The following is a 22,302-nucleotide window of genomic DNA, read 5'->3' on the forward strand; positions in this document are numbered from 1 at the left end:
GCACAATTGTGAGGAGACCTTCAGTATCGTCGGCGCGCATGACATCGACGACGAAGGAACCGCGTACCGAGAACACCGCCACCACCCCCACCGACCAGCCCGTCACCAGCACCGCCGCCCGCCGCGCCCTCGCGCTCTGCCGCCTCGCGCTCGGCGCCGTCTTCCTCTGGCCCGCCCTCGACAAGATCTTCGGCCTCGGGTACGCCACCACGCCCGACCGCGCCTGGATCGCCGGTGGCTCCCCGACCAGCGGCTACCTCGGCTCCATCGACACCCCGCCCGCGGCGTTCTTCGCCGCGCTCGCCGGACCCGTCACCGACGTCCTGTTCGTCGGCGGCATGCTCGGCACCGGGCTCGCCCTCCTGCTCGGCATCGGACTGCGGGTCGCCGCCGTCGCCGGCGGCCTCATCATGGCGATGCTCTACGTCGCCTCCTGGCCGTTCGCCCCCGGGTCGAACAACCCGCTCGTCGACGACCACCTCGTCTACGTCGCGCTCCTCGCCGCCCTCGCCCTCACGCGGGCCGGCGACACCTGGGGCCTCGGCCGCGTCTGGGCTGCCTCCGGCGTCCCCGGCACCACCACCTGGATGCGCTGACCCCCTCCCCCACGACCCCGGACGACGGAGTCCGGCACGACGACGCCCGGGAGGTGCGGCTACCCCCCTGTCACCGCACCTCCCGGGCGTCCCTCCCCGGTCGAGGCCGTTCACTCGCCCGCCGAGACCGTCCCCTCCATCTCGTCCGCGTGGCGGATGTGTCGCGTCACCCACGGCGCGAGCAGCAGCAGGATGCCCGCGAACACCAGCGCGACGAGCCCGATCCCGCCGAAGTACGCCGTGTCCGACACGCCCTCGGTCGCCTGGATGGTCTGCGCGGTGATCGCCTGACCGGCCGCCGACGCCAGGAACCACAGCGCCATCGCCTGCCCGCGGAACGCGCGCGGGGCCAGCAGCGTCGTCGCCGCGATGCCGACCGGCGACAGGCACAGCTCGCCGAGCGTCTGCACCACGTACACCGTGATGAGCACCCACGGCGGCGCCAGGGTGTCCCCGAGGACCGCCGACGCCCCCGCCAGGAACAGGAACGACAGCGCGGCGAGCGCCAGGCCCATGACGAACTTGTACGCCGTCGGCGGCCGGTCGTTCGTCCTCGTCCAGATCCAGGCGAACACCGGGGCCAGCAGGATGATCGACAGCGGGTTGATCGACTGGAAGAACGCGGGCGACAGGTCGATCCCGAACAGGCTGAGGTTCGTCCGCTCGTCCGCGAACTGCGTGAGGGTCGTCGCGGCCTGCTCGAAGATCATCCAGAACAGCATCGCCGCGACGAACAGCGGCACGTACGCCAGGACGCGGGGCCGTTCGGCGTCGGTCACGCGCGGCGACCGGTACATCACCGTGAGCAGCACGACCGGCGTGGCGAGCGCCAGGTAGGACGTCGCGTCGATGAACGTCGTGATGCCCCACTCGCCGGAGACCAGCACGGCGATCAGGGCGGCCACCACGATCGCGCCGAGGACGATCAGCCCCAGGCGGACCACCTTCGGCCGGTCCTCGGGGGTGATCGGGTTCGCGATGTCGGTCCCGGCCTTGCCGAGGTACCGGTACCCGCCGACGAAGAACACCAGCGCGATGGCCATGCCGATCGCCGCCACGGAGAACCCCGCGTGGTAGCCCCAGGTCCGCTGGACCGCACCCACCACGATCGGGGAGAAGAACGACCCGAGGTTGATCCCCATGTAGAAGATCGTGAACGCGGGGTCGCGGCGCGGGTCGTCGCGGGAGTACAGCTCGCCGACCATCGAGGACACGTTGGGCTTGAGCAGGCCGGTACCGAGCGCGACGAGCGCGATGCCGCACATCGACGCCGCGTACGTCGGGATGGTGAGCAGCACGTGACCGGCGGCGATGATGATGCCGCCGTACAGGACCGACCGCCGGGCGCCGATGACCCGGTCGGCGAGCCACCCGCCGAGGACCGACAGCAGGTAGACCGACGTGCCGTAGATGGACACGAACGCGGCCGCGGTCGTCTCCTCCATCGCGAGGCCGCCGTTGACGACGGTGTCGACGAGGTACAGGTAGAGGATGGCGCGCATCCCGTAGTAGCTGAACCGCTCCCACAGTTCCGTGGTGGCGAGCGTCATCAGCCCCCGGGGGTGCCCGAAGAACGCGCGGTCCCCCTCGTGCTGCGGGTGCGGATCGGGTCCCGCTGCCTGCTCCGTCATGTCCAAACTCTGGCACCGGACCCCGGTCCCTGCGACCGGGCCGACCGGCGTCCCGTGGCGCGGGCCCGTACCGTGGCCGGGTGCCGACGACCGTGATGTGGTTCCGCCGCGACCTGCGCCTGTCCGACAACCCCGCCCTCGTGGCCGCCGTCGAGGAGGCCCGCGCCGCCGGCGGGGACGTCGTCGGGCTGTACGTGCTCGACGACGCCCTGTGGGCGCGGGCGGGCGCGAACCGGCTCGCCTACCTCGCCGACTCCCTGCGCGCGCTGGACGAGGCGTGCGGCGGTGCGCTGGTGGTGCGCCGGGGCGACCCGCGCGAGGTCGTGCCCGCCGTCGTGCACGAGAGCGGCGCCGCGGCCGTGCACGTCGCGGCGAGCCACGAGCCGTTCGGCGTACGGCGCGACGACGCCGTCCGCGCCGCCCTGCCCGCGGACGTCCCGCTCGTGGTGACGGGGTCCGCGTACGCCGTGTCGCCGGGCCGGGTCCTCACCGGCGGCGGCACGCCGTACCAGGTGTTCACGCCGTTCCGCGGTGCCTGGCTGGAGCACGGCTGGCGTGCCCCCGCACCGCGCCCGCGCGAGGTGCCGTGGCGCGCCCTGCGCCGGGACGACCTGCCCGACGTGACGCCGACCGCCGACCTGCCCCGGGCGGGCGAGGCCGCCGCCCGCCGCCGGTGGCACGCGTTCCTGCGCGACGGGCTGGCGGGCTACGCGGAGCGGCGCGACCGCCCCGACCTCACCGGCACGTCCGCCATGTCGGTCCACCTGCGCTGGGGCGAGGTGCACCCGCGCACCCTGCTGGCGGACCTCGCCGACGCCCTCGCCGGGGGCGCGCCGTCCGACGACGTCACGACGTTCCGCTCCGAGCTGGCGTGGCGCGAGTTCCACGCGGACGTGCTGCACCACCAGCCCGGCGCGCGGACCCGCTCGCTGCGCGCCGTCGTGCCCGACGACGCGTGGGCCCGCGACGCCACCGAGACCGACCTTCTCGACGCCTGGCGCGAGGGCCGCACCGGCTATCCGCTGGTCGACGCCGGGATGCGGCAGCTCCTCGCCACCGGGTGGATGCACAACCGGGTCCGGATGGTCGTCGCGTCGTTCCTCGTCAAAGACCTCCACGTGCGCTGGCAGCGCGGCGCCGAGCACTTCATGGCGCACCTCGTCGACGGCGACGTGTCGCAGAACCAGCTCAACTGGCAGTGGGTCGCGGGCACCGGCTACGACGCCGCCCCCTACTTCCGCGTCTTCAACCCGGTGACGCAGGCGAAGAAGTTCGACCCCGACGGAGCGTACGTGCGCCACTGGGTGCCCGAGCTGCGCGACGTCGCCGGCCCCCGCGTGCACGAACCGTGGCGCCTCGACCCGCCGCCGGCGGGCTACCCGGCGCCGCTCGTCGACCACGCCGTCGAGCGCAAGATCGCCCTCGACGACTTCCAGCGCGCCCGCGCCGGCGGCTGAGCGTCCCCGGGGACGACGACGGCCGGGCGGCGGTGCGCGGGGCACCACCACCCGGCCGTCCGCCGGTGATCAGTCCTGCGTGGACCGGAACTCGTCCTCGAGGATGCTCATGACGATCGCGTCCGCCCAGTCCTGGCCGTCCCGGTAGGCGTCACGCAGACGCCCCTCCTCGACGAACCCGAGCGACCCGTACAGCGCCTTCGCGCGCGGGTTGATGCTCAGCACGTCGAGGCTCACCCGGTGCAGGCGCGGTCCCCCGTCGGCCGGGTCCGCGTCGAACGCGAACCGCAGGACCTCCTCGATCGCCTCGCGACCGTACCCGCGGCCCCGGTAGTCGGGGAGCATCTGCAGCCGCAGGTTCGCCGACCGTGCCACCGGGTCGATGTCGTTGAGCACGATCTCACCGATCAGCTCGTCGCTGACCAGCCCGCCGTCACGCACCGCGGCCGGGGTGATCGCCCAGTCGAACCGGCCGTCCTCGTCCGCCACCGTCGCGGCCCACCGGTCGACCTGCTCGCGCGTGAACGCGTGCGTCGTCCCGGTCAGCCGCCGCCCCTCGGGGTCGTTCACGGCGTCCCAGAGGCGCGCCCCGTCCCGTGCCTCCACGGGACGCAGGCGCATCATCTCGCCGACGAGGACGGCCGTCCTCACTGGCCGATCCTCTCCAGCACCAGCTCGCGGACCCGCTTGGCGTCCGCCTGACCCCTGGTCGTCTTCATGACGGCACCGATGATCGCGCCGACCGGGCCCTGGTTGCCGGACCGGACCTTCTCCACGACGTCCGGCTGCGCGGCCAGCGCCTCGTCGATCGCGGCCAGCAGCGCGCCGTCGTCGGAGACGACCTCCAGCCCGCGTGCCACGACGACCGCCTCCGGGTCGCCCTCGCCGGCGAGCACGCCGTCGAGGACCTGCCGCGCGATCTTGTCGTTGATGCGGCCGGAGTCGACCAGCGACTGCAGCTCGCCGATCTGCGCGGGCGTGATCGCCAGCTCGGCCAGCTCCACCTCGTCCTGCTTGGCGCGACGGGCCAGCTCGCCCATCCACCACTTGCGGGCCGCGGCCGGCGTGGCACCGGCCGCCACCGTGGACTCGATGAGGTCGAGGGCGCCGGCGTTGACGACGTCCCGCATCTCGGCGTCCGCGAAGCCCCACTCGTCGTGGAGGCGACGACGACGCGCCTGCGGCAGCTCCGGCAGGGAGGCGCGGATCTCCTCGACCCACTCGCGCGACGGTTCCACCGGCACCAGGTCCGGCTCCGGGAAGTAGCGGTAGTCCTCCGCGTCCGACTTCACGCGGCCCGCCGTCGTGACGCCCGTGTCCTCGTGCCAGTGCCGCGTCTCCTGGACGATCGACTCGCCGGCGTCGAGCAGCCCCGCCTGGCGGGAGATCTCGTACCGCACGACCCGCTCGACCGAGCGGAACGAGTTGACGTTCTTCGTCTCCGTGCGGGTGCCGAGCGGCGACTCCGGGGTCGCCCGCAGGGACACGTTGACGTCGGCGCGGACGTTGCCGCGCTCCATCCGCGCCTCGGACACGTCGAGCGTGCGGAAGATGTCGCGCAGCGCCTGCACGTAGGCCCGCGCCACCTCCGGCGCGCGGTCGCCGACGCCCGTGATGGGCTTCGTCACGATCTCCACCAGCGGGATGCCCGCACGGTTGTAGTCGACGAGCGAGTACTCCGCACCGTGGATGCGCCCCGTGGAGCCACCGACGTGCGTGTTCTTGCCCGCGTCCTCCTCCATGTGCGCCCGCTCGATCTCGACGCGGTGCACCGTGCCGTCCTCGAGCTCGACGTCGAGCCAGCCGTCGAACGCGATCGGCTCGTCGTACTGGGAGGTCTGGAAGTTCTTCGGGACGTCCGGGTAGAAGTAGTTCTTCCGGGCGAACCGGCACGACTCCGCGATCTGGCAGTTCAGCGCCAGCCCGATGCGGATCGCGTACTCGACGGCGGTGCCGTTGACGACCGGCAGCGCGCCGGGCAGGCCAAGGCTCACCGGGGTGGTCTGCGTGTTCGGCTCCGCGCCGAAGCTCACCTCCGCCGCGCAGAACATCTTCGTGCGCGTGCCGAGCTCGACGTGCACCTCGATGCCGAGCACCGGGTCGAACCGTCGGACCGCGTCGGTGTAGTCGACCAGCTGGGTCACAGTCATCTCCTTCGTGGGTCCGTCAGCCGAGCTCGGGGGCGCGGTCCAGCAGGGGGCCGCCCCACTCGCTCTCCAGGGCCGCCTCGAGCGCGGCACCGACGCGGTACAGCCGGTCGTCCGCCTTCGCCGGGGCGAGGATCTGGAAGCCGACGGGCAGACCGTCGTCCGACAGCCCGTTCGGCACCGAGATGCCCGGCACGCCGGCGAGGTTGGCGGGGATCGTCGCGACGTCGTTGAGGTACATCGCCAGCGGGTCGTCGAGCTTCTCGCCCAGCGGGAACGCCGTCGTCGGCGCCGTCGGGGAGACGAGCACGTCCACCTGGGCGAACGCCGCGTCGAAGTCCCGCTGGATGAGCGTGCGGACCTTCTGGGCGCTGCCGTAGTAGGCGTCGTAGTAGCCGGCGGACAGCGCGTAGGTGCCGAGGATGACGCGGCGCTTCACCTCGTCGCCGAAACCGGCACCGCGGGTCGCGGCCATGACACGCTCGGCCGTGACCGGGCCCTCGGTGGGCTCGACCCGCAGGCCGAAGCGCATCCCGTCGAACTTCGCCAGGTTGCTGGACGCCTCCGACGGCATGATCAGGTAGTAGGCCGCGAGAGCCGAGTCGAACGACGGGCACGACACCTCGACGATCTCGGCACCCGCCTTCGTCAGCAGGTCGAGCGACTCCTGGAACCGCGCGAGGACGCCCGGCTGGTAGCCCTCGCCCTGGAGCTGCGTGACGACGCCGACCTTGAGGCCGGTCAGGTCGCCCTGGGCGCCCTGACGCGCGGCCTCGACCAGCGGGGGCAGCGGCTCCGGGATGGAGGTCGAGTCGCGGGGGTCGTGGCCGCCGATGAGCTCGTGCAGGAGCGCCGAGTCCAGCACCGTGCGGGTCACGGGACCGGCCTGGTCGAGCGACGACGCCATCGCGATGAGGCCGTAGCGGGACACGCCGCCGTACGTCGGCTTGACGCCGACGGTGCCTGTCACGGCACCGGGCTGGCGGATCGAGCCGCCCGTGTCGGTGCCGATGGCGAGCGGCGCCTCGAACGCGGCGACCGCGGCGGCCGAGCCACCGCCGGACCCGCCGGGGATCCGGTCCAGGTCCCACGGGTTGTGCGTGTCGCCGAACGCGGAGTGCTCCGTGGAGGAGCCCATGGCGAACTCGTCCATGTTGGTCTTGCCGAGGATCGGCAGGCCGGCGGCACGGATCTTCTCGACGAGCGTGGCGTCGTACGGCGGGATCCAGCCCTCGAGGATCTTCGACCCCGCGGTCGACGGCATCCCCTTGGTGACGACGACGTCCTTCACGGCGATCGGGACGCCGGCGAGCGGGTGCAGCTCCTCGCCCGCGGCACGGCGTGCGTCGACGTCGCGGGCCGTGGCCAGCGCGTCCTCGGCGCTCACGTGCAGGTAGGCGTGCACGGCGCCGTCGACGGCGGCGATGCGGTCCAGGTGCGCCTGCGTCACCTCGACGCTGGTCACCTCACCGGACTGCAGCTTGTCGGCCAGCGCGGCCGCGGACAGGCGGGTCAGGTCGGTCATCTCACTCCTCCCCGAGGATCTGCGGCACCGCGAAGCGGCCGTCCTGCGCGTCCGGCGCGGCGGCGAGGGCGTCCTCGACCGGCAGGGCGGGCACCGGCTCGTCGGCACGGAACACGTTGGACATCGGCAGCGGGTGGCTCGTGGCAGGCACGTCGGGCGTGGCGACCGCACTCACCTGGGCGATCGACTCGACGATCACGTCGAGCTCGCCGGCGAGCCGGTCCAGCTCGTCAGGGCGCAGGTCGATCCGAGCCAGCGCCGCGACACGCGCGACCTCGTCACGGGAGATGGTGGACATGGGCCCAAGTCTAGTGGGCACCGCGACCCCACCGGCCGCCGCCGGCGCGACGCCCCTGTGAGGACACCCACCACTGACCGGACTCGGAGCTCTCCGCGGCCCGTCAGCGTGGACACTCGCCGCTCAGGACTCGTCCACGCGAGTCAGCGCAGCCGACCGCGAGTCAGCGCAGCCGACCGCGAGTCAGCGCAGCCGACCGCGAGTCAGCGCACTCCGGGCCGTCGAGTTCGGCGCGAACGCAGGATCCACCGTCGTGGGGGTCCGTGCGGGGGGCGTGGGGCGACGCCACCAGGCCGGCGGAGAGGGCTGCAGCCCCGTTGGAGGGGTGTTTCGGGTGAAAAGCAGTCAGGCCCCCCAACCGGTGGTTGGGGGGCCTGCTGTGAAGGGTGTCCGGCGGCGTCCTACTCTCCCACCCCGTCTCCAGGGCAGTACCATCGGCGCTGTAGGGCTGAGCTTCCGGGTTCGGGATGGGACCGGGCGTTTCCCCTACGCTATGACCGCCGTAACGTTATCGAGTTGTCAGGGTTTCCCCCCTGTGTTGTCACCCGTGGTCGTGGGGTGTGGGGGGTGGTGCCCGTTTCTCGGGAACCGCACAGTGGACGCGTGCATGCAAGTGAATGTGTGTGAAGTTGTCGGCTGATTAGTACCGGTCAGCTGCGACAGTCTTTGGTCCTGTCTTCCACTTCCGGCCTATCTACCCAGTGGTCTAGCTGGGTGCCTTCACAGAAACAAGTTCTGTTGGAAACCTCATCTTGAAGCAGGCTTCCCGCTTAGATGCTTTCAGCGGTTATCCCTTCCGAACGTAGCGAACCAGCGGTGCTCCTGGCGGAACAACTGGCATACCAGAGGTTCGTCCGTCCCGGTCCTCTCGTACTAGGGACAGCCCTTCTCAAGTTTCCTGCGCGCGCAGCGGATAGGGACCGAACTGTCTCACGACGTTCTAAACCCAGCTCGCGTGCCGCTTTAATGGGCGAACAGCCCAACCCTTGGGACCTACTCCAGCCCCAGGATGCGACGAGCCGACATCGAGGTGCCAAACCATCCCGTCGATATGGACTCTTGGGGAAGATCAGCCTGTTATCCCCGGGGTACCTTTTATCCGTTGAGCGACGGCGCTTCCACAAGCCACCGCCGGATCACTAGTTCCGACTTTCGTCCCTGCTCGACCTGTCGGTCTCACAGTCAAGCTCCCTTGTGCACTTGCACTCGACACCTGATTGCCAACCAGGCTGAGGGAACCTTTGAGCGCCTCCGTTACATTTTGGGAGGCAACCGCCCCAGTTAAACTACCCACCAGGCACTGTCCCTGGTCCGGATCACGGACCGAGGTTAGATGGTCGATGCGGTCAGAGTGGTATTTCAACGGCGACTCCACTCGCGCTGGCGCGCGGGTTTCATAGTCTCCCACCTATCCTACACAAACCGCACCGAACACCAATACCAAGCTATAGTAAAGGTCCCGGGGTCTTTCCGTCCTGCTGCGCGTAACGAGCATCTTTACTCGTAGTGCAATTTCGCCGAGTTCGCGGTTGAGACAGCGGAGAAGTCGTTACGCCATTCGTGCAGGTCGGAACTTACCCGACAAGGAATTTCGCTACCTTAGGATGGTTATAGTTACCACCGCCGTTTACTGGGGCTTAAATTCTGGGCTTCGCCGAAGCTGACCCGTCCTCTTAACCTTCCAGCACCGGGCAGGCGTCAGTCCGTATACATCGTCTTGCGACTTAGCACGGACCTGTGTTTTTAGTAAACAGTCGCTTCTCCCTGGTCTCTGCGGCCCTCACCGCGTCCCACCGCTAGGGTGTTGACGGATCAGGCCCCCCTTCTCCCGAAGTTACGGGGGCATTTTGCCGAGTTCCTTAACCACGATTATCTCGATCGCCTTAGTATTCTCTACCTGACCACCTGAGTCGGTTTGGGGTACGGGCGGCTAGAACCTCGCGTCGAGGCTTTTCTTGGCAGCATAGGATCACCCGTTTCCCGCATACGCGGTCACTGTCAGCTCTCACCCTGGTGCTTCGCGGATTTGCCTACGAAGCGGGCTACGGCCTTGGACGTGGTCTACCATCGCCACGCCGGGCTACCTTCCTGCGTCACCCCTGTTAATACGCTTACCTACTACCGGTTCGGGTCCCACGCCGCCGGCAGCGGTGTGGTCCGAAGACCACGGTGCTGCCCTTGGGGCGGTTAGCATCACCGGATTCGGTATGGGCGGTTCTTCGCCGGTAGGAGAATATCAACTCCTTGTCCATCGACTACGCCTGTCGGCCTCGCCTTAGGTCCCGACTTACCCAGGGCGGATTAACCTGGCCCTGGAACCCTTGGTCATTCGGCGGACGGGTTTCTCACCCGTCATTCGCTACTCATGCCTGCATTCTCACTCGTGTGGCCTCCACCGCTGGATCACTCCGCGGCTTCACTGCCCACACGACGCTCCCCTACCCACCCACACGCCTGAACACCGATCAAGTCGGTGCTGGGCAAAGTGTGAGTGCCACGGCTTCGGCGGTGTACTTGAGCCCCGCTACATTGTCGGCGCGGAATCACTTGACCAGTGAGCTATTACGCACTCTTTCAAGGGTGGCTGCTTCTAAGCCAACCTCCTGGTTGTCTGTGCAACTCCACATCCTTTCCCACTGAGCACACGCTTAGGGGCCTTAGCCGGTGGTCTGGGCTGTTTCCCTCTCGACTACGAAGCTTATCCCCCGCAGTCTCACTGCCACGCTCTGGCTTACCGGCATTCGGAGTTTGGCTGACGTCAGTAACCTGGTGGGGCCCATCGGCCATCCAGTAGCTCTACCTCCGGTAAGGAACGCGTGACGCTGCACCTAAATGCATTTCGGGGAGAACCAGCTATCACGAAGTTTGATTGGCCTTTCACCCCTAACCACAGGTCATCCCCTCAGTTTTCAACCTAAGTGGGTTCGGTCCTCCACGCCGTCTTACCGGCGCTTCAACCTGCCCATGGCTAGATCACTTCGCTTCGGGTCTAGACCCGGCGACTGAATCGCCCTCTTCGGACTCGCTTTCGCTACGGCTTCCCCACACGGGTTAACCTCGCCACCGAGCACTAACTCGCAGGCTCATTCTTCAAAAGGCACGCCGTCACCCCTGCTAAGGAGGCTCCGACGGATTGTAGGCACACGGTTTCAGGTACTATTTCACTCCCCTCCCGGGGTACTTTTCACCTTTCCCTCACGGTACTGGTCCGCTATCGGTCACTAGGTAGTATTTAGGCTTAGCAAGTGGTCTTGCCAGATTCACACGAGATTTCTCGGGCCCCGTGCTACTTGGGATCCCCTCCACCAGGCCGCACCATTTCGTCTACGGGACTCACACCCTCTACGGTCCGCCTTTCAATGCGGTTCGACTATGACACGGCTTTCTTACTGGCTGAAGAACTGTCAGATTCTTCCAGAAGGTCCCACAACCCCGTACGCGCAACGCCTGACAGCTTGACACGCGCACGGTTTGGCCTCATCCGCTTTCGCTCGCCACTACTCACGGAATATCTCTTCCTGCCGGTACTGAGATGTTTCACTTCCCGGCGTTCCCTCCACTCGCCCTATATATTCAGGCGAGGGTGACCGCACATGACTGCGGCCGGGTTCCCCCATTCGGACACCCTCGGATCACAGTTCGTTTGCCAACTCCCCGAGGCTTATCGCAGGCTACCACGTCCTTCTTCGGCTCCTAGTGCCAAGGCATCCACCGTGTGCCCTTAAAAACTTCGACACACACTACAAATATGCTACAGAAATCCAAGAAAACACATCACCACCCCGCAAGGGGAAGATGATGAGCTTGAACATCTGGGATGCTCGCGTCCACTGTGCAGTTCTCAAGCAACGGACGAACCCGCCGGCACCGATGCCACCAACCCCACCCCCCGGCAGCGGACCCACACCCTAGAGCGTGCGCACCCCCACCAGGCAGCCAGGCGGTATGACACCCACCGACGACCCGCGTCATGAAACCCCCGACCCATGGCCGGTTGCCTCAGGACCCAACAGTGTGCTCACCGACCCCCGACGACCGACCAGCGCGTTCCAGCCCCGCGAACGAGGCGTACTAGCACCAGCCACCCGCAGGCGACCGTAGTCAATGTTCCACCCAGAGCAGCCACCAGACGCACTGTCGGCGTCTCAAGCGGCCTGCATGGACCCCAGCTACGCGACCCGCCACCGACACCCACCCGAACGGGCGAGCCTTGCCGGCCACGAGCCACCAGGGCCACGTGCTCCTTAGAAAGGAGGTGATCCAGCCGCACCTTCCGGTACGGCTACCTTGTTACGACTTAGTCCCAATCGCCGGTCCCACCTTCGACCACTCCCCCCACAAGGGTTGGGCCATGGGCTTCGGGTGTTACCAACTTTCGTGACTTGACGGGCGGTGTGTACAAGGCCCGGGAACGTATTCACCGCAGCGTTGCTGATCTGCGATTACTAGCGACTCCGACTTCATGGGGTCGAGTTGCAGACCCCAATCCGAACTGAGACCGGCTTTTTGGGATTCGCTCCACCTTGCGGTATCGCAGCCCTCTGTACCGGCCATTGTAGCATGCGTGAAGCCCAAGACATAAGGGGCATGATGATTTGACGTCATCCCCGCCTTCCTCCGAGTTGACCCCGGCAGTCTCCTATGAGTCCCCGGCATAACCCGCTGGCAACATAGGACGAGGGTTGCGCTCGTTGCGGGACTTAACCCAACATCTCACGACACGAGCTGACGACAACCATGCACCACCTGTGCACCGACCTTACGGGGCACCCATCTCTGAGTGTTTCCGGTGCATGTCAAGCCTTGGTAAGGTTCTTCGCGTTGCATCGAATTAATCCGCATGCTCCGCCGCTTGTGCGGGCCCCCGTCAATTCCTTTGAGTTTTAGCCTTGCGGCCGTACTCCCCAGGCGGGGCACTTAATGCGTTAGCTGCGGCACGGAACTCGTGGAATGAGCCCCACACCTAGTGCCCAACGTTTACGGCATGGACTACCAGGGTATCTAATCCTGTTCGCTCCCCATGCTTTCGCTCCTCAGCGTCAGTTGCGGCCCAGAGACCTGCCTTCGCCATCGGTGTTCCTCCTGATATCTGCGCATTCCACCGCTACACCAGGAATTCCAGTCTCCCCTACCGCACTCTAGTCTGCCCGTACCCGATGCACGCCCCAGGTTGAGCCTGAGGTTTTCACACCAGACGCGACAAACCGCCTACGAGCTCTTTACGCCCAATAATTCCGGACAACGCTTGCGCCCTACGTATTACCGCGGCTGCTGGCACGTAGTTAGCCGGCGCTTCTTCTGCAGGTACCGTCACTTGCGCTTCTTCCCTGCTGAAAGAGGTTTACAACCCGAAGGCCGTCATCCCTCACGCGGCGTCGCTGCATCAGGCTTTCGCCCATTGTGCAATATTCCCCACTGCTGCCTCCCGTAGGAGTCTGGGCCGTGTCTCAGTCCCAGTGTGGCCGGTCGCCCTCTCAGGCCGGCTACCCGTCGACGCCTTGGTAGGCCATTACCCCACCAACAAGCTGATAGGCCGCGAGCCCATCCCCCACCGAAAAACTTTCCAACACCCGCCATGCAGCAGGCGCTCATATCCGGTATTAGACCCCGTTTCCAAGGCTTATCCCGAAGTGGAGGGCAGGTTGCTCACGTGTTACTCACCCGTTCGCCACTGATCCACCCAGCAAGCTGGGCTTCACCGTTCGACTTGCATGTGTTAAGCACGCCGCCAGCGTTCGTCCTGAGCCAGGATCAAACTCTCCGTGAAAGAGAGAAAAACACCACACACCCCAAGGAGCGTGCGATGCCAATCGATACTGGCCAGACAGCTAGCAAAAATCTAGATGTCCGATCCAAAGGAACCAATGAAGGTTCAATAAATTTGGCATTGACTATCAAGCACACTGTTGAGTTCTCAAACAACCGACGCACACCATCCGAAGCCCGAACCCTCGTCCGAACCCCGCCCGGGGCAACCCTTCAACCTTACCCGGCTCGGCCTTCCCTGTCCACTCGCGCCAGGCGCTCGTCTCCAGGATTGGCATGCCGGTCCGGCCCCTCCCCGGCCGTTCGAGGAGCGCACGAAGCGTCCCGAACCATCGGTGAGAGTTTCAGCCCCGGCGGCCGCCTCGCGGCGTCCGTCCCCGTCGGGCTGACTCCGAGAACATTACACGGCGGGCGACCCCGCTCCAACTTCCCCGGGGCGTGACCCCGGGCACACCGGCGACGGCCTCCGGAGCGCAGGGAGCACACCCCGCATCGAGGGCCGGGCCTCGGTCCCGTGGAGCCGGCACCCGCCCGCGCGTCAGCTCGTCCCGGGCCGTACCCGGTCGGTCCCCACGGCTAGGGTCGGCCGCATGCCCACCGCCCCTGACGTCGTCGTCCGCCCCGCCCGCCCGGACGAAGCAGCCGAGATCGCGTGGCTCGCCGCGCTCACGTTCCCGCTCGCCTGCCCGCCCGGCACCGCGACGACGACCATGGCCGACCACGTCGCCGCGCGCCTCACGCCCGCGCACTTCGCCCGGTGGGCGGTCAGCGACCACCACGTGCTGCTGGTCGCGCGCCCCGTCCGGGAGCCGCGGGACGTCGCGGGGTACGCGCTGCTCGTCCGCGGCGTCCCCGAGGGCGAGGAGGAGCGCGACGCCGTCGCGGCGTCCGCCGGTGCAGGACCGTCCGTCGAGCTGTCCAAGATCTACGTGCACCCCGCCCGCCAGGGGGACGGCACCGCCGGAGCACTCATGTCCGCCGCGATCGACGCGGCCGCACGACTCCTCCCCCAGGGTGCCCTCTGGCTCGGGACGAACGGGCTCAACGCCCGCGCCCAGGCGTTCTACCGGCGGCACGGCTTCACGGCCGTCGGCACGCGCACCTACGACGTCGGCGGTGTGCAGCACGACGACGTGGTCATGCTGCACACCGCCTGAAGGACCTCAGCGGGTCGAGAACGCCGCGTCGAACGAGGCGTCCGGGGCGTCGAACGCGAGGCGGCGCACGAACTCCAGCGCCTCCGGCGCGCCGACGAGGCGGTCCATGCCGGCGTCCTCCCACTCGACCGAGATGGGGCCGGTGTAACCGATGGTGTTGAGCATCCGGAACGAGTCCTCCCAGGGGACGTCGCCGTGGCCCGTGGAGATGAAGTCCCAGCCGCGACGCGGGTCGGCCCAGGGCAGGTGCGACGACAACCGGCCGTTGCGGCCGTTGGTCATGCGCTTCTTCGTGTCCTTGCAGTCGACGTGGTAGATCCGGTCGCGGAAGTCCCACAGGAAGCTCACCGGGTCGAGGTCCTGCCAGACCATGTGCGACGGGTCCCAGTTGAGGCCGAACGCCTCGCGGTGGCCGATGGCCTCCAGGGTGCGGACCGTCGTCCAGTAGTCGTAGGCGATCTCGCTGGGGTGGACCTCGTGCGCGAACCGGACCCCGACCTCGTCGAAGACGTCGAGGATCGGGTTCCAGCGGTCGGCGAAGTCCTGGTAGCCGGCATCGACCATCGCCTCGGTCGCCGGCGGGAACATGGCGACGTACTTCCAGATGGACGACCCGGTGAAGCCGATGACGGTGTCCACCCCGAGCTTCGCGGCGAGCCGCGCGGTGTTCTTCATCTCCTCCGCGGCACGCTGGCGCACGCCCTCGGGATCGCCGTCGCCCCACACGACGTCCGGCAGGATGTCGCGGTGGCGCGCGTCGATCGGGTCGTCGCAGACGGCCTGGCCCTTGAGGTGGTTGGAGATCGCCCAGACCTTGAGCCCGTGCCGCTCCAGCAGGTCGAGACGGGAGGCGACGTAGTCGTCGTCGTCCCAGCGCCACGGGTCCAGGTGGTCGCCCCAGCAGGCGAGCTCCAGCCCGTCGTACCCCCACTCGGACGCGAGGCGGGCGACCTCCTCGAGCGGCAGGTCGGCCCACTGGCCGGTGAACAGGGTGATCGGTCGGGTCATCGTCGTTCCTCTCGTGCGTTCCGGACCGGCCGCGCCGGCCCGGGTTCCTCGGGTCTCGGTCAGCTGCGTCGTCGGCGGGCCAGGAGCACGCCGGTCACGGCGGCGACGGCGACGAGGGCCGCCACCACCCAGGGCCAGGCACCGGGCCCTGCGGCCGCGTCCACCTGCGTCGCGGCGGCGGCGTCGGCCGCGGAGCCGTCGGCGGCGGCGGCGTCCTCGGTGGCGGGGCTCGTCGTCGGGTCGTCGGCGGGCTCGGGAGGTGCCGGCGGCGCGGCCACGTCGATCTCGGTCACGACCTTCGCCTTCTCGGGCTCCGTGACCCGGGCGGTCACCGTCCAGTGGCCCTCGGCGAGGAGGTCGGGCTCGGACCGGTACCAGCCGACACCCTCCGAGGCGGAGGTGAGGGTCACCGGGCCGACCGTCGCGCCGTCGTCGGACGTCGCCCGGACGACCACCACGGCCGACTCCTCCACCGGGTGGCCGTCGGCCTTCCAGACGACCGCGGCCGAGATGCCACCGGCCCCGTCCGTGCCGATCTCGACGTCGAGGTCGCCGCCGTGCGCGTCGGCCGGGCCGACGGTCAGGCCCGCGAGCGCCAGGCCGGCGACCAGCGTCGCCGCGGCTCGTACGGTCCAGCTCATCATGCTGCTCCTCTCAGGTCTGTGCGGGCCGGAAGGCCCGGGGGTCCCCCGGCGCAGGAGCGGAGCGCATCCGTCCCACGCCGGGGGCGGCCGGCGGACCGGCCGCACCGTCGTCGACCTCCGTGCCCCCGCGGCGACCCAGGGCCGGTCCCGCCGGCGGGGTGGGTGTGCGCGGTGGCCGCCGACGGCGGTCTGCGGGGCGGGCGCCGTCACGAGGCGGCGCCCGCCCGGGGTGTCAGTCGCACACCTCCTCGACGGTCACGACGACGGTCGCCTTGCCCGAGGGGCTCAGCGTCCAGTCACCGGTCGGCGTGAGGGTGGTGCGGGGGGCCGGGGACGCGATGACCCGGTACTCCCCCGGTGCGAGGTCGGCGAGGTCGGCAGGCTTGGCCTGCGCCTTGCCGTCCACCCAGCGGTGCACGACGTAGCTCTTCACGCCGGGGACCACCACCGGGGAGAGGGAGCCACCGGCGTCGCAGGTGGCGGCCTCGACGACCACGGCGGGCGTGGTCGGGTCGGGGCACTCCGGCTCCTCGATGGTCACGAAGAGCACGGCGAGCCCGTTGTCGCGGACCTTCCAGTCGCCGTCCTCGACGAGGAAGTACCCCTCGGCGGGACGGGCGGCCACCCGGTAGGTGCCGGGCTCCAGGTCACCGAGGTCGGCGGGGACGTCGCCGGCTGCGCCGTCGACCCACTCCCGCACGACGTACGACCGGATGCCCGGGTTCGTCATCGGCTCGATCGAGCCGCCGGTGACGACCTGGTCGTCCGAGGCGTCCCAGGTGCACGTCGCCTGGACGACGTCCACCGCCGGGACGGTCGGGCAGTCCGGGTCCTCGAGCGTCACCGTCGTCTGGAGACGGCCCTGGAAGATCCGGGTCCACCCCTCGGCCGGCACCAGCTCGTAGCCCTCGGCCGGCCAGGCCCGCACGACGTAGTCGCCCGGCGGCAGGTCGGAGCCGTCACCGATGTAGGTGCCGAGGTCGTCGGCGGCCCACACGACGTACCGCTGCACACCCTCGGTGGCGACGCCGCGGACGGCGCCGGTGCCGACGACGGGCTGGCCGTCGTCGCCCAGGGTGCAGGTCGGCTGGGTCAGCTCGACCGCCGGCGTCGCCTCGACGACCTCCGGCGCGGCGATGGTGAACTCGAGCGTGTCGCCGGTGACGGTCTCGCCGTCGGCCGACGCCCGGACCGCCACGGTGTGCGCTCCGGGACCCGAGACCACGACGGGTGCCGTGTACTCGACCCAGCCCTCGCCGTCGACGTTCACCTCGCGGTACACCTGGACGCCGTCGGGGCCGCCCGTGGTGTCGACGGTGACCGTCACCGGTCCGAGCCACTGCCCGTCGGGGCCGTCGGGCTCCGCCGGGTCGAGGGTGCCGGCCACGGTGAGCGGGTCCGCCGCGCCGAGCACCCGGAAGTGCTCGAACCGGGCGGTCGCCACCGACTGCTGGGAGGCGCCCAGGGCGTAGAGCCCCACGGGGGCGTCCTCCAGGCCGGCGTGGGTCACGGACTGGGCGAACGTCGTCCAGTCCTCACCGTCGGCGCTGTACGCACCGGTGAAGGTCGACCCCTCCTTGGTGAGCCGCAGGTGCCACACGTCGGCCGTGAGGTCGTTCGCGTTGGGCTGCGGGTCCTGGACGACGGAGGCGACCTCGCTGCGCAGCTCGATCCGCCGCACCACGGCCGAGCCGGCCGTGTTGTCGGTGATGTAGTCGAGCTTCACGTAGTCGTCGTCACCGCCGTAGACGATGATCCCGCCCTGCTGGTACTGCTGGTCGAAGTCCGACCCGTCCACCAGGGTCTCGACGGTCCAGTCACCGTCCTCGAGGTCCTGCACGACGATGTTCGGCGTGCCGGTGTTGCTCCCCGTGTAGATGTCGGTGGGCGTCGTGTCGATCTCGAGCGCGCCCCCGGTCACCCGGTAGGAGGACGGGTCCTCGCGGACGACGTCCCAGCGGCAACGGTCGAGGTCGGTGCCGTCGAACTCGTCGTCCGGCCCGGGCGTCGACGCGGTGTCGTCGGGGGTGATGTGGAACCAGTCGAACTCGGCGTCGATCACCGGGGACGACGTGTTGTTGCCCTTGAGCGACACGAGACCGATCTTCGGGTCCTCCAGGTCGGCGATGGACTTGGTCTGCGGCATCGTCGTGAAGTCGACGCCGTCGGCCGAGTACGCCGCCCGCAGGTCCTGGCCGTCGCTGACGAACCGCACGTACACCGTGTCGGGGAACGTGGCGCCCAGGTTGGCGGAGTTGGACTCCCCGACCTCGTTGGGCGCGGCGTTCACCTCACGGATGAACTGGAAGATGCGGGTCGCCGGGTCGGCGGCCTGCGACCGGCCCTGGACGACCATCTTCGCGTAGTTGTCCTGGTCCTCCCAGATCAGCAGACCGGCCTGCTGGTACTGCTGGCGTGCCGGCAGCGTCAGCTTGGCCGTGGCCGTGAACGGTCCGTCGGGAAGGTCCTGGAGCACCAGGTTCGGGACCGTCGTGTTGTCGGTGCCGTAGAAGTCGGACGTCGTCGTCGGGACGACGAGCGACCCGTCGCGCACGGCGAGGTTCTGGTCGCGGTTCAGCACCGTCCAGCGGTCCTCGTCGAGGTCCGTGCCGAGGAAGTCGTCCGAGCGACCGGTCAGGCACAGCACCGGCTCCGTCTCGGTCTCGTTCACGGTCACGGTCGTGTACTGCACCGTGTACGCACCACGCTCGTCCGTCGCGCGCACCTGGAGCCGGTAGGTGCCCGGCTCGTCGTAGGTGAACTCGAAGGAGTCGCCACCGTCGGCGAAGCCGTCACCGAGGCCCGCGTCCCAGGCGAACGTGACGTCCTCGCCCTCGGGGTCGCTCGCCTCGACCGACGCCGTCACCGTGAGCGGTGCGGTGCCCGAGGTCGGGGTGACCTCGAACGTCTCGATCGTCGGACGGACGTTGTCGGTCACACCTCGACCGTTGACGACCATCCAGTTGACGTTCGACTGGCCGGCGGTCTGCACCAGGTACAGGGTGCCGCTGCCCGACGGGACGTCGTGCAGCTCGGCCGTGACGTCCGTGTAGACCTGCCAGTCTCCCGTCGCGGGGACGGTGACGCTGCCGATCTCCGGACCCTCGGGGTCGTCCCACCGCAGCGAGATCGGACCGCCGCCGCTCGGCGATGCCGCCCGCAGGGTGATGGAGTCGACGTTCGCGAGCGACACGGGCGAGTGGGCCCACCAGTCACCGGGCTCGATGTACCCGATGTTCAGGCCGCCACCCGCGGAGTCGCCCGTGGTCTCGGTCTGCACGCCGGGGTCGCCGGAGCCGTCGCTCAGCGACTCGACGCGCCCCGTCGAGGTGTAGAACTCCGCCTGGACGAGCTTCGGCTGCAGCACCTGCAGGTCGTTGCCCGTCAGCGGGACGCCGACCTCGCCGCCGTCGTCGGAGTACATCGCCTCGATCACCCAGAAGATGTTCGACTCGATGCCGTGGCCCTCGTCGCGGGCCGTCTGGAGCGTGCCCTCGCAGCCCGTGAGCTCCTCCATGGGGTGCGCGTGCGAGTCGTGACCGAGCGACGTGAACAGCGTGACGTCCTCGCAGGACACCTCGCCGTCCGGGTCGTCCACGGCGATCTCGTACCGCACCTGGTCGCCCCACTCGAAGAACCCGCCGTTCTCCGGGAACGTCAGCGACACCGTGGGTGCCACGTTCCCGACGACGACCGTCACGTTCGCGACGCCCGTCTGGCCGGCCTCGTCGGTCGCGGTGAGCTGGGCGGTGTAGCGCCCGTTCTCCGTGTACGTGTGGACCGGGTTCGCCTCGGTGCTGGGCTCCGAGCCGTCGCCGAACGTCCACTGCAGCGAGATCGCGTCGCCGCCCGGGTGCCGGGTGCCCTCCGAGGAGAACTGCACCGTCAGCGGCGCGGCTCCGCTCGTGGTGTCCGCGCTCGCGCGGGCGATCGGGGCGGGGTTGCCCTGGACGTAGTTGACCTTGTAGACGCCCGAGGTGTCGTTGTTGCCGCCGAACCCGGCGCCCCAGTCGACGACGTACAGCGCGCCGTCCGGACCGAAGTCGAAGTCCATCGGGCGGTCGAAGCCGGCCGACGGGTCGAAGATCTGCGGCAGGATCCGGTTGATGTCGACGAGGTCGTCACGCTGGTCGCCCGCGAGCTGGAACGAGTACATCCGACCCTGGTTCCACTCGCCGAACAGCGCCTTGCCGTCCCAGTACTCGGGCCACTTGACGTCCGAGTCGAGGTCGGCGTCGTACTGGTAGACGGGCCCGCCCATCGGCGCGCCGCCGCCCCCGATCTCCGGGAAGTCGGCGTTGCCGCCGCCGGTGTACCAGACCTCCGCGCCGATGGCGGGGGGCAGCTGGTCGATGCCGGTGTTGTTCGGCGAGTCGTTCACGACGCCCGCCGCGCAGTCGAACGACGCCCCGGACTGGCCGGTCGCGAAGTTGTAGTCGACGTAGTCGTTGTTGGAGCCCGTGCAGTACGGCCAGCCGTAGAAGCCGGGCTCGGACACGACGTTCCACTCCACCGCGCCGCGCGGACCGCGCGCCGGGTCGGCCGAGCCGGAGTCCGGACCGTAGTCCGCGACCAGCACGTTGCCCGACTCGGGGTCGAGCCCGATGCGGAACGGGTTGCGGAAGCCCATCGCGTAGATCTCCGGCAGGGTGTCCGGCGTGCCCGGCGCGAACATGTTGCCGTCCGGGACCGTGTACGTGCCGTCGTCCTGCGGCGTGATCCGCAGGACCTTGCCCCGCAGGTCGTTCGAGTTCGCCGAGGTGCGCTGCGCGTCGTAGTTCTGCCGACCCGCCCGCTCGTCGATCGGGGTGAAGCCCGCCGACTCGAACGGGTTGGTGTTGTCACCCGTGGCGAGGTACAGGTTGCCGGCCTCGTCGAACTGCATGTCACCGCCGGCGTGGCAGCAGGTCTGCCGCTGCGTCGGCACGACCAGCACCTTCTCCTCCGACGCCGGGTCGATGCTGCCCGTGGCGGCGTCGTAGTCGAACCGCGAGACCCGGTTGTGCGGGCCGTCGGTGCCGACGTCCTGCGGCGACCAGTACAGGTAGACCCAGCCGTTGTCCGCGAAGTCCGGGTCGAGGACCACGCCGGTGAGGCCGTCCTCGTTGGACTGCGTGACCGACAGCGTCATCGCGGTGCTCGTCGTGCTCGTGTCCGGGTCGATGACCCGCACGCGGCCGTCACGCTCCACGTAGAACACGGTGCCGTCCGGCGCGACGTCCAGCATCATCGGGTTCGCGGTGTCCTCGTCGAGCGGCACCATCTCGTAGCTGTCGCTCTGCGTGGCCGAGCAGTCGGAGTCGACGACGCCCGCCGCGGTCTGCAGACCGCCCAGCAGGTGCTCGAGGAACTCCGGCTCGGCGAAGGACTCGTTCGTGTGCCCGCCGCCGGTGTACCAGGACCGGCCGCCGTCGTACGCCTGGCACCACGCCGTCGGGTGCTCGGCGCCCATCGCGCCGGTGCCCGCGTCGTACGTGGTCTCGTCCAGCGACGCCAGGACGTGCACCTGGTCGCGCGGGTTCGAGCGGAAGTTGTACCACTCGTCGAAACGCTCCCACCGCGCCGGCAGGTGCTCGGTCGACGCGTGGACGTGGTCCTCGACCTTGACCGTCGCGGTCTGGTTCTGCGGGTGCGCGCTGAAGTACGCGCCCACGAGCTCGCCGTACCACGGCCAGTCGTACTCGGTGTCGGACGCGGCGTGGATGCCGGCGTAGCCGCCACCGCCCTGGATGTAGCGCTCGAACGCCCCCTGCTGCGCGGCGTCGAGCACGTCGCCCGTGGTGGACAGCCACGCCACCACGTCGTAGTTCGCGAGGTTCTCGTCGGTGAAGGCGCCGGGGTCCTCCGTGGCGTCCACGGTGAAGCCGTGCTCCTGCCCGAGCTGCTCGATCGCGGCGACTCCCGCCGGGATCGAGCCGTGGCGGAAGCCGGCGGTCCTGGAGAACACCAGGACGTCGAAGGGGTCGGACTGGGCCGGGGCCGCCGCGACACGCGCGGCGGGGACGTCGGCCGGGACGGCCGCCTGAGCGGCGGCCGCCGTGGCCAGGGTCATCGGGACGGAGACCGCGAGCGC

At 69.1% G+C, this 22,302-nt stretch carries 11 protein-coding genes and 3 rRNA genes; 3 read left to right on the forward strand and 11 right to left on the reverse strand.

Annotation, left to right across the window (positions count from 1 at the left end):
- Positions 1-38 precede the first annotated feature (38 nt).
- A complete protein-coding gene (locus ATJ88_RS12825; RefSeq protein ID WP_098464160.1) occupies positions 39-596 on the forward strand; it encodes a DoxX family protein in 558 nt (185 codons plus the stop codon).
- A 110-nt stretch (positions 597-706) separates the two neighbouring features.
- Here ATJ88_RS12825 and ATJ88_RS12830 read toward each other — a convergent pair whose 3' ends face one another.
- The gene (locus ATJ88_RS12830; protein ID WP_098464161.1) at positions 707-2,227 is read right to left on the reverse strand and encodes a peptide MFS transporter; all 1,521 of its coding nucleotides are present in this window, start codon (positions 2,225-2,227) and stop codon (positions 707-709) included.
- A gap of 95 nt (positions 2,228-2,322) precedes the next feature.
- On the opposite strand from ATJ88_RS12830, the gene ATJ88_RS12835 reads away from it, so the two are divergent.
- A complete protein-coding gene (locus tag ATJ88_RS12835) occupies positions 2,323-3,684 on the forward strand; it encodes a cryptochrome/photolyase family protein (RefSeq protein ID WP_098464162.1) in 1,362 nt (453 codons plus the stop codon).
- A 69-nt stretch (positions 3,685-3,753) separates the two neighbouring features.
- On the opposite strand, the gene ATJ88_RS12840 is transcribed toward ATJ88_RS12835, so the two are convergent.
- From ATJ88_RS12840 to ATJ88_RS12870, 7 genes are all read right to left on the reverse strand, one after another.
- The gene (locus ATJ88_RS12840) at positions 3,754-4,308 is read right to left on the reverse strand and encodes a GNAT family N-acetyltransferase (RefSeq protein WP_098465335.1); all 555 of its coding nucleotides are present in this window, start codon (positions 4,306-4,308) and stop codon (positions 3,754-3,756) included.
- A gap of 23 nt (positions 4,309-4,331) precedes the next feature.
- Positions 4,332-5,834, reverse strand: a complete 1,503-nt coding sequence (gene gatB / locus ATJ88_RS12845; protein WP_098464163.1) for an Asp-tRNA(Asn)/Glu-tRNA(Gln) amidotransferase subunit GatB — start codon at positions 5,832-5,834, stop codon at positions 4,332-4,334.
- A gap of 16 nt (positions 5,835-5,850) precedes the next feature.
- On the reverse strand, positions 5,851-7,356 hold the full coding sequence (gatA, locus tag ATJ88_RS12850; protein WP_098464164.1) for an Asp-tRNA(Asn)/Glu-tRNA(Gln) amidotransferase subunit GatA: 1,506 nt from the start codon (positions 7,354-7,356) through the stop codon (positions 5,851-5,853).
- A 1-nt stretch (position 7,357) separates the two neighbouring features.
- Positions 7,358-7,654, reverse strand: a complete 297-nt coding sequence (gene gatC / locus ATJ88_RS12855) for an Asp-tRNA(Asn)/Glu-tRNA(Gln) amidotransferase subunit GatC (RefSeq protein ID WP_098464165.1) — start codon at positions 7,652-7,654, stop codon at positions 7,358-7,360.
- Positions 7,655-8,042: 388 nt separating this feature from the next.
- Positions 8,043-8,159: ribosomal RNA gene (rrf, locus tag ATJ88_RS12860) — 5S ribosomal RNA — on the reverse strand.
- 115 nt (positions 8,160-8,274) lie between these two features.
- A 23S ribosomal RNA gene (locus tag ATJ88_RS12865) occupies positions 8,275-11,390 on the reverse strand.
- A 512-nt stretch (positions 11,391-11,902) separates the two neighbouring features.
- Positions 11,903-13,421: ribosomal RNA gene (locus tag ATJ88_RS12870) — 16S ribosomal RNA — on the reverse strand.
- Together the 16S, 23S and 5S rRNA genes form the textbook arrangement of a ribosomal RNA operon.
- A gap of 589 nt (positions 13,422-14,010) precedes the next feature.
- Here ATJ88_RS12870 and ATJ88_RS12875 point away from each other — a divergent pair.
- Complete coding sequence (locus tag ATJ88_RS12875) at positions 14,011-14,577, forward strand: GNAT family N-acetyltransferase (RefSeq protein ID WP_098464166.1); 567 nt, start codon at positions 14,011-14,013, stop codon at positions 14,575-14,577.
- Between the two features lie 6 nt (positions 14,578-14,583).
- Here ATJ88_RS12875 and ATJ88_RS12880 read toward each other — a convergent pair whose 3' ends face one another.
- The 3 genes from ATJ88_RS12880 to ATJ88_RS12890 all read right to left on the reverse strand — a co-directional run bounded on the left by ATJ88_RS12880 (position 14,584) and on the right by ATJ88_RS12890 (position 22,281).
- Positions 14,584-15,585, reverse strand: a complete 1,002-nt coding sequence (locus tag ATJ88_RS12880; RefSeq protein WP_098464167.1) for a sugar phosphate isomerase/epimerase family protein — start codon at positions 15,583-15,585, stop codon at positions 14,584-14,586.
- A 59-nt stretch (positions 15,586-15,644) separates the two neighbouring features.
- A complete protein-coding gene (locus ATJ88_RS12885; RefSeq protein WP_098464168.1) occupies positions 15,645-16,229 on the reverse strand; it encodes an Ig-like domain-containing protein in 585 nt (194 codons plus the stop codon).
- A 232-nt stretch (positions 16,230-16,461) separates the two neighbouring features.
- Positions 16,462-22,281 (reverse strand): ThuA domain-containing protein, encoded by a 5,820-nt coding sequence (locus ATJ88_RS12890; protein ID WP_098464169.1) that lies wholly within the window; start codon positions 22,279-22,281, stop codon positions 16,462-16,464.
- Positions 22,282-22,302 lie beyond the last annotated feature (21 nt).

Origin of the sequence: Isoptericola jiangsuensis (assembly GCF_002563715.1) — a bacterium.
GTDB classification, from domain to species: domain Bacteria; phylum Actinomycetota; class Actinomycetes; order Actinomycetales; family Cellulomonadaceae; genus Isoptericola; species Isoptericola jiangsuensis.

What these genes read in the sequence shown, in the direction of transcription:
- ATJ88_RS12825 (WP_098464160.1), top strand. Translation starts at nt 39, where the DNA reads ATGACATCGACGACGAAGGAACCGCGTACCGAGAACACCGCCACCACC.
- ATJ88_RS12830 (WP_098464161.1), bottom strand. Translation starts at nt 2,227, where the DNA reads ATGACGGAGCAGGCAGCGGGACCCGATCCGCACCCGCAGCACGAGGGG.
- ATJ88_RS12835 (WP_098464162.1), top strand. Translation starts at nt 2,323, where the DNA reads ATGTGGTTCCGCCGCGACCTGCGCCTGTCCGACAACCCCGCCCTCGTG.
- ATJ88_RS12840 (WP_098465335.1), bottom strand. Translation starts at nt 4,308, where the DNA reads ATGATGCGCCTGCGTCCCGTGGAGGCACGGGACGGGGCGCGCCTCTGG.
- gatB (WP_098464163.1), bottom strand. Translation starts at nt 5,834, where the DNA reads ATGACTGTGACCCAGCTGGTCGACTACACCGACGCGGTCCGACGGTTC.
- gatA (WP_098464164.1), bottom strand. Translation starts at nt 7,356, where the DNA reads ATGACCGACCTGACCCGCCTGTCCGCGGCCGCGCTGGCCGACAAGCTG.
- gatC (WP_098464165.1), bottom strand. Translation starts at nt 7,654, where the DNA reads ATGTCCACCATCTCCCGTGACGAGGTCGCGCGTGTCGCGGCGCTGGCT.
- ATJ88_RS12875 (WP_098464166.1), top strand. Translation starts at nt 14,011, where the DNA reads ATGCCCACCGCCCCTGACGTCGTCGTCCGCCCCGCCCGCCCGGACGAA.
- ATJ88_RS12880 (WP_098464167.1), bottom strand. Translation starts at nt 15,585, where the DNA reads ATGACCCGACCGATCACCCTGTTCACCGGCCAGTGGGCCGACCTGCCG.
- ATJ88_RS12885 (WP_098464168.1), bottom strand. Translation starts at nt 16,229, where the DNA reads ATGATGAGCTGGACCGTACGAGCCGCGGCGACGCTGGTCGCCGGCCTG.
- ATJ88_RS12890 (WP_098464169.1), bottom strand. Translation starts at nt 22,281, where the DNA reads ATGACCCTGGCCACGGCGGCCGCCGCTCAGGCGGCCGTCCCGGCCGAC.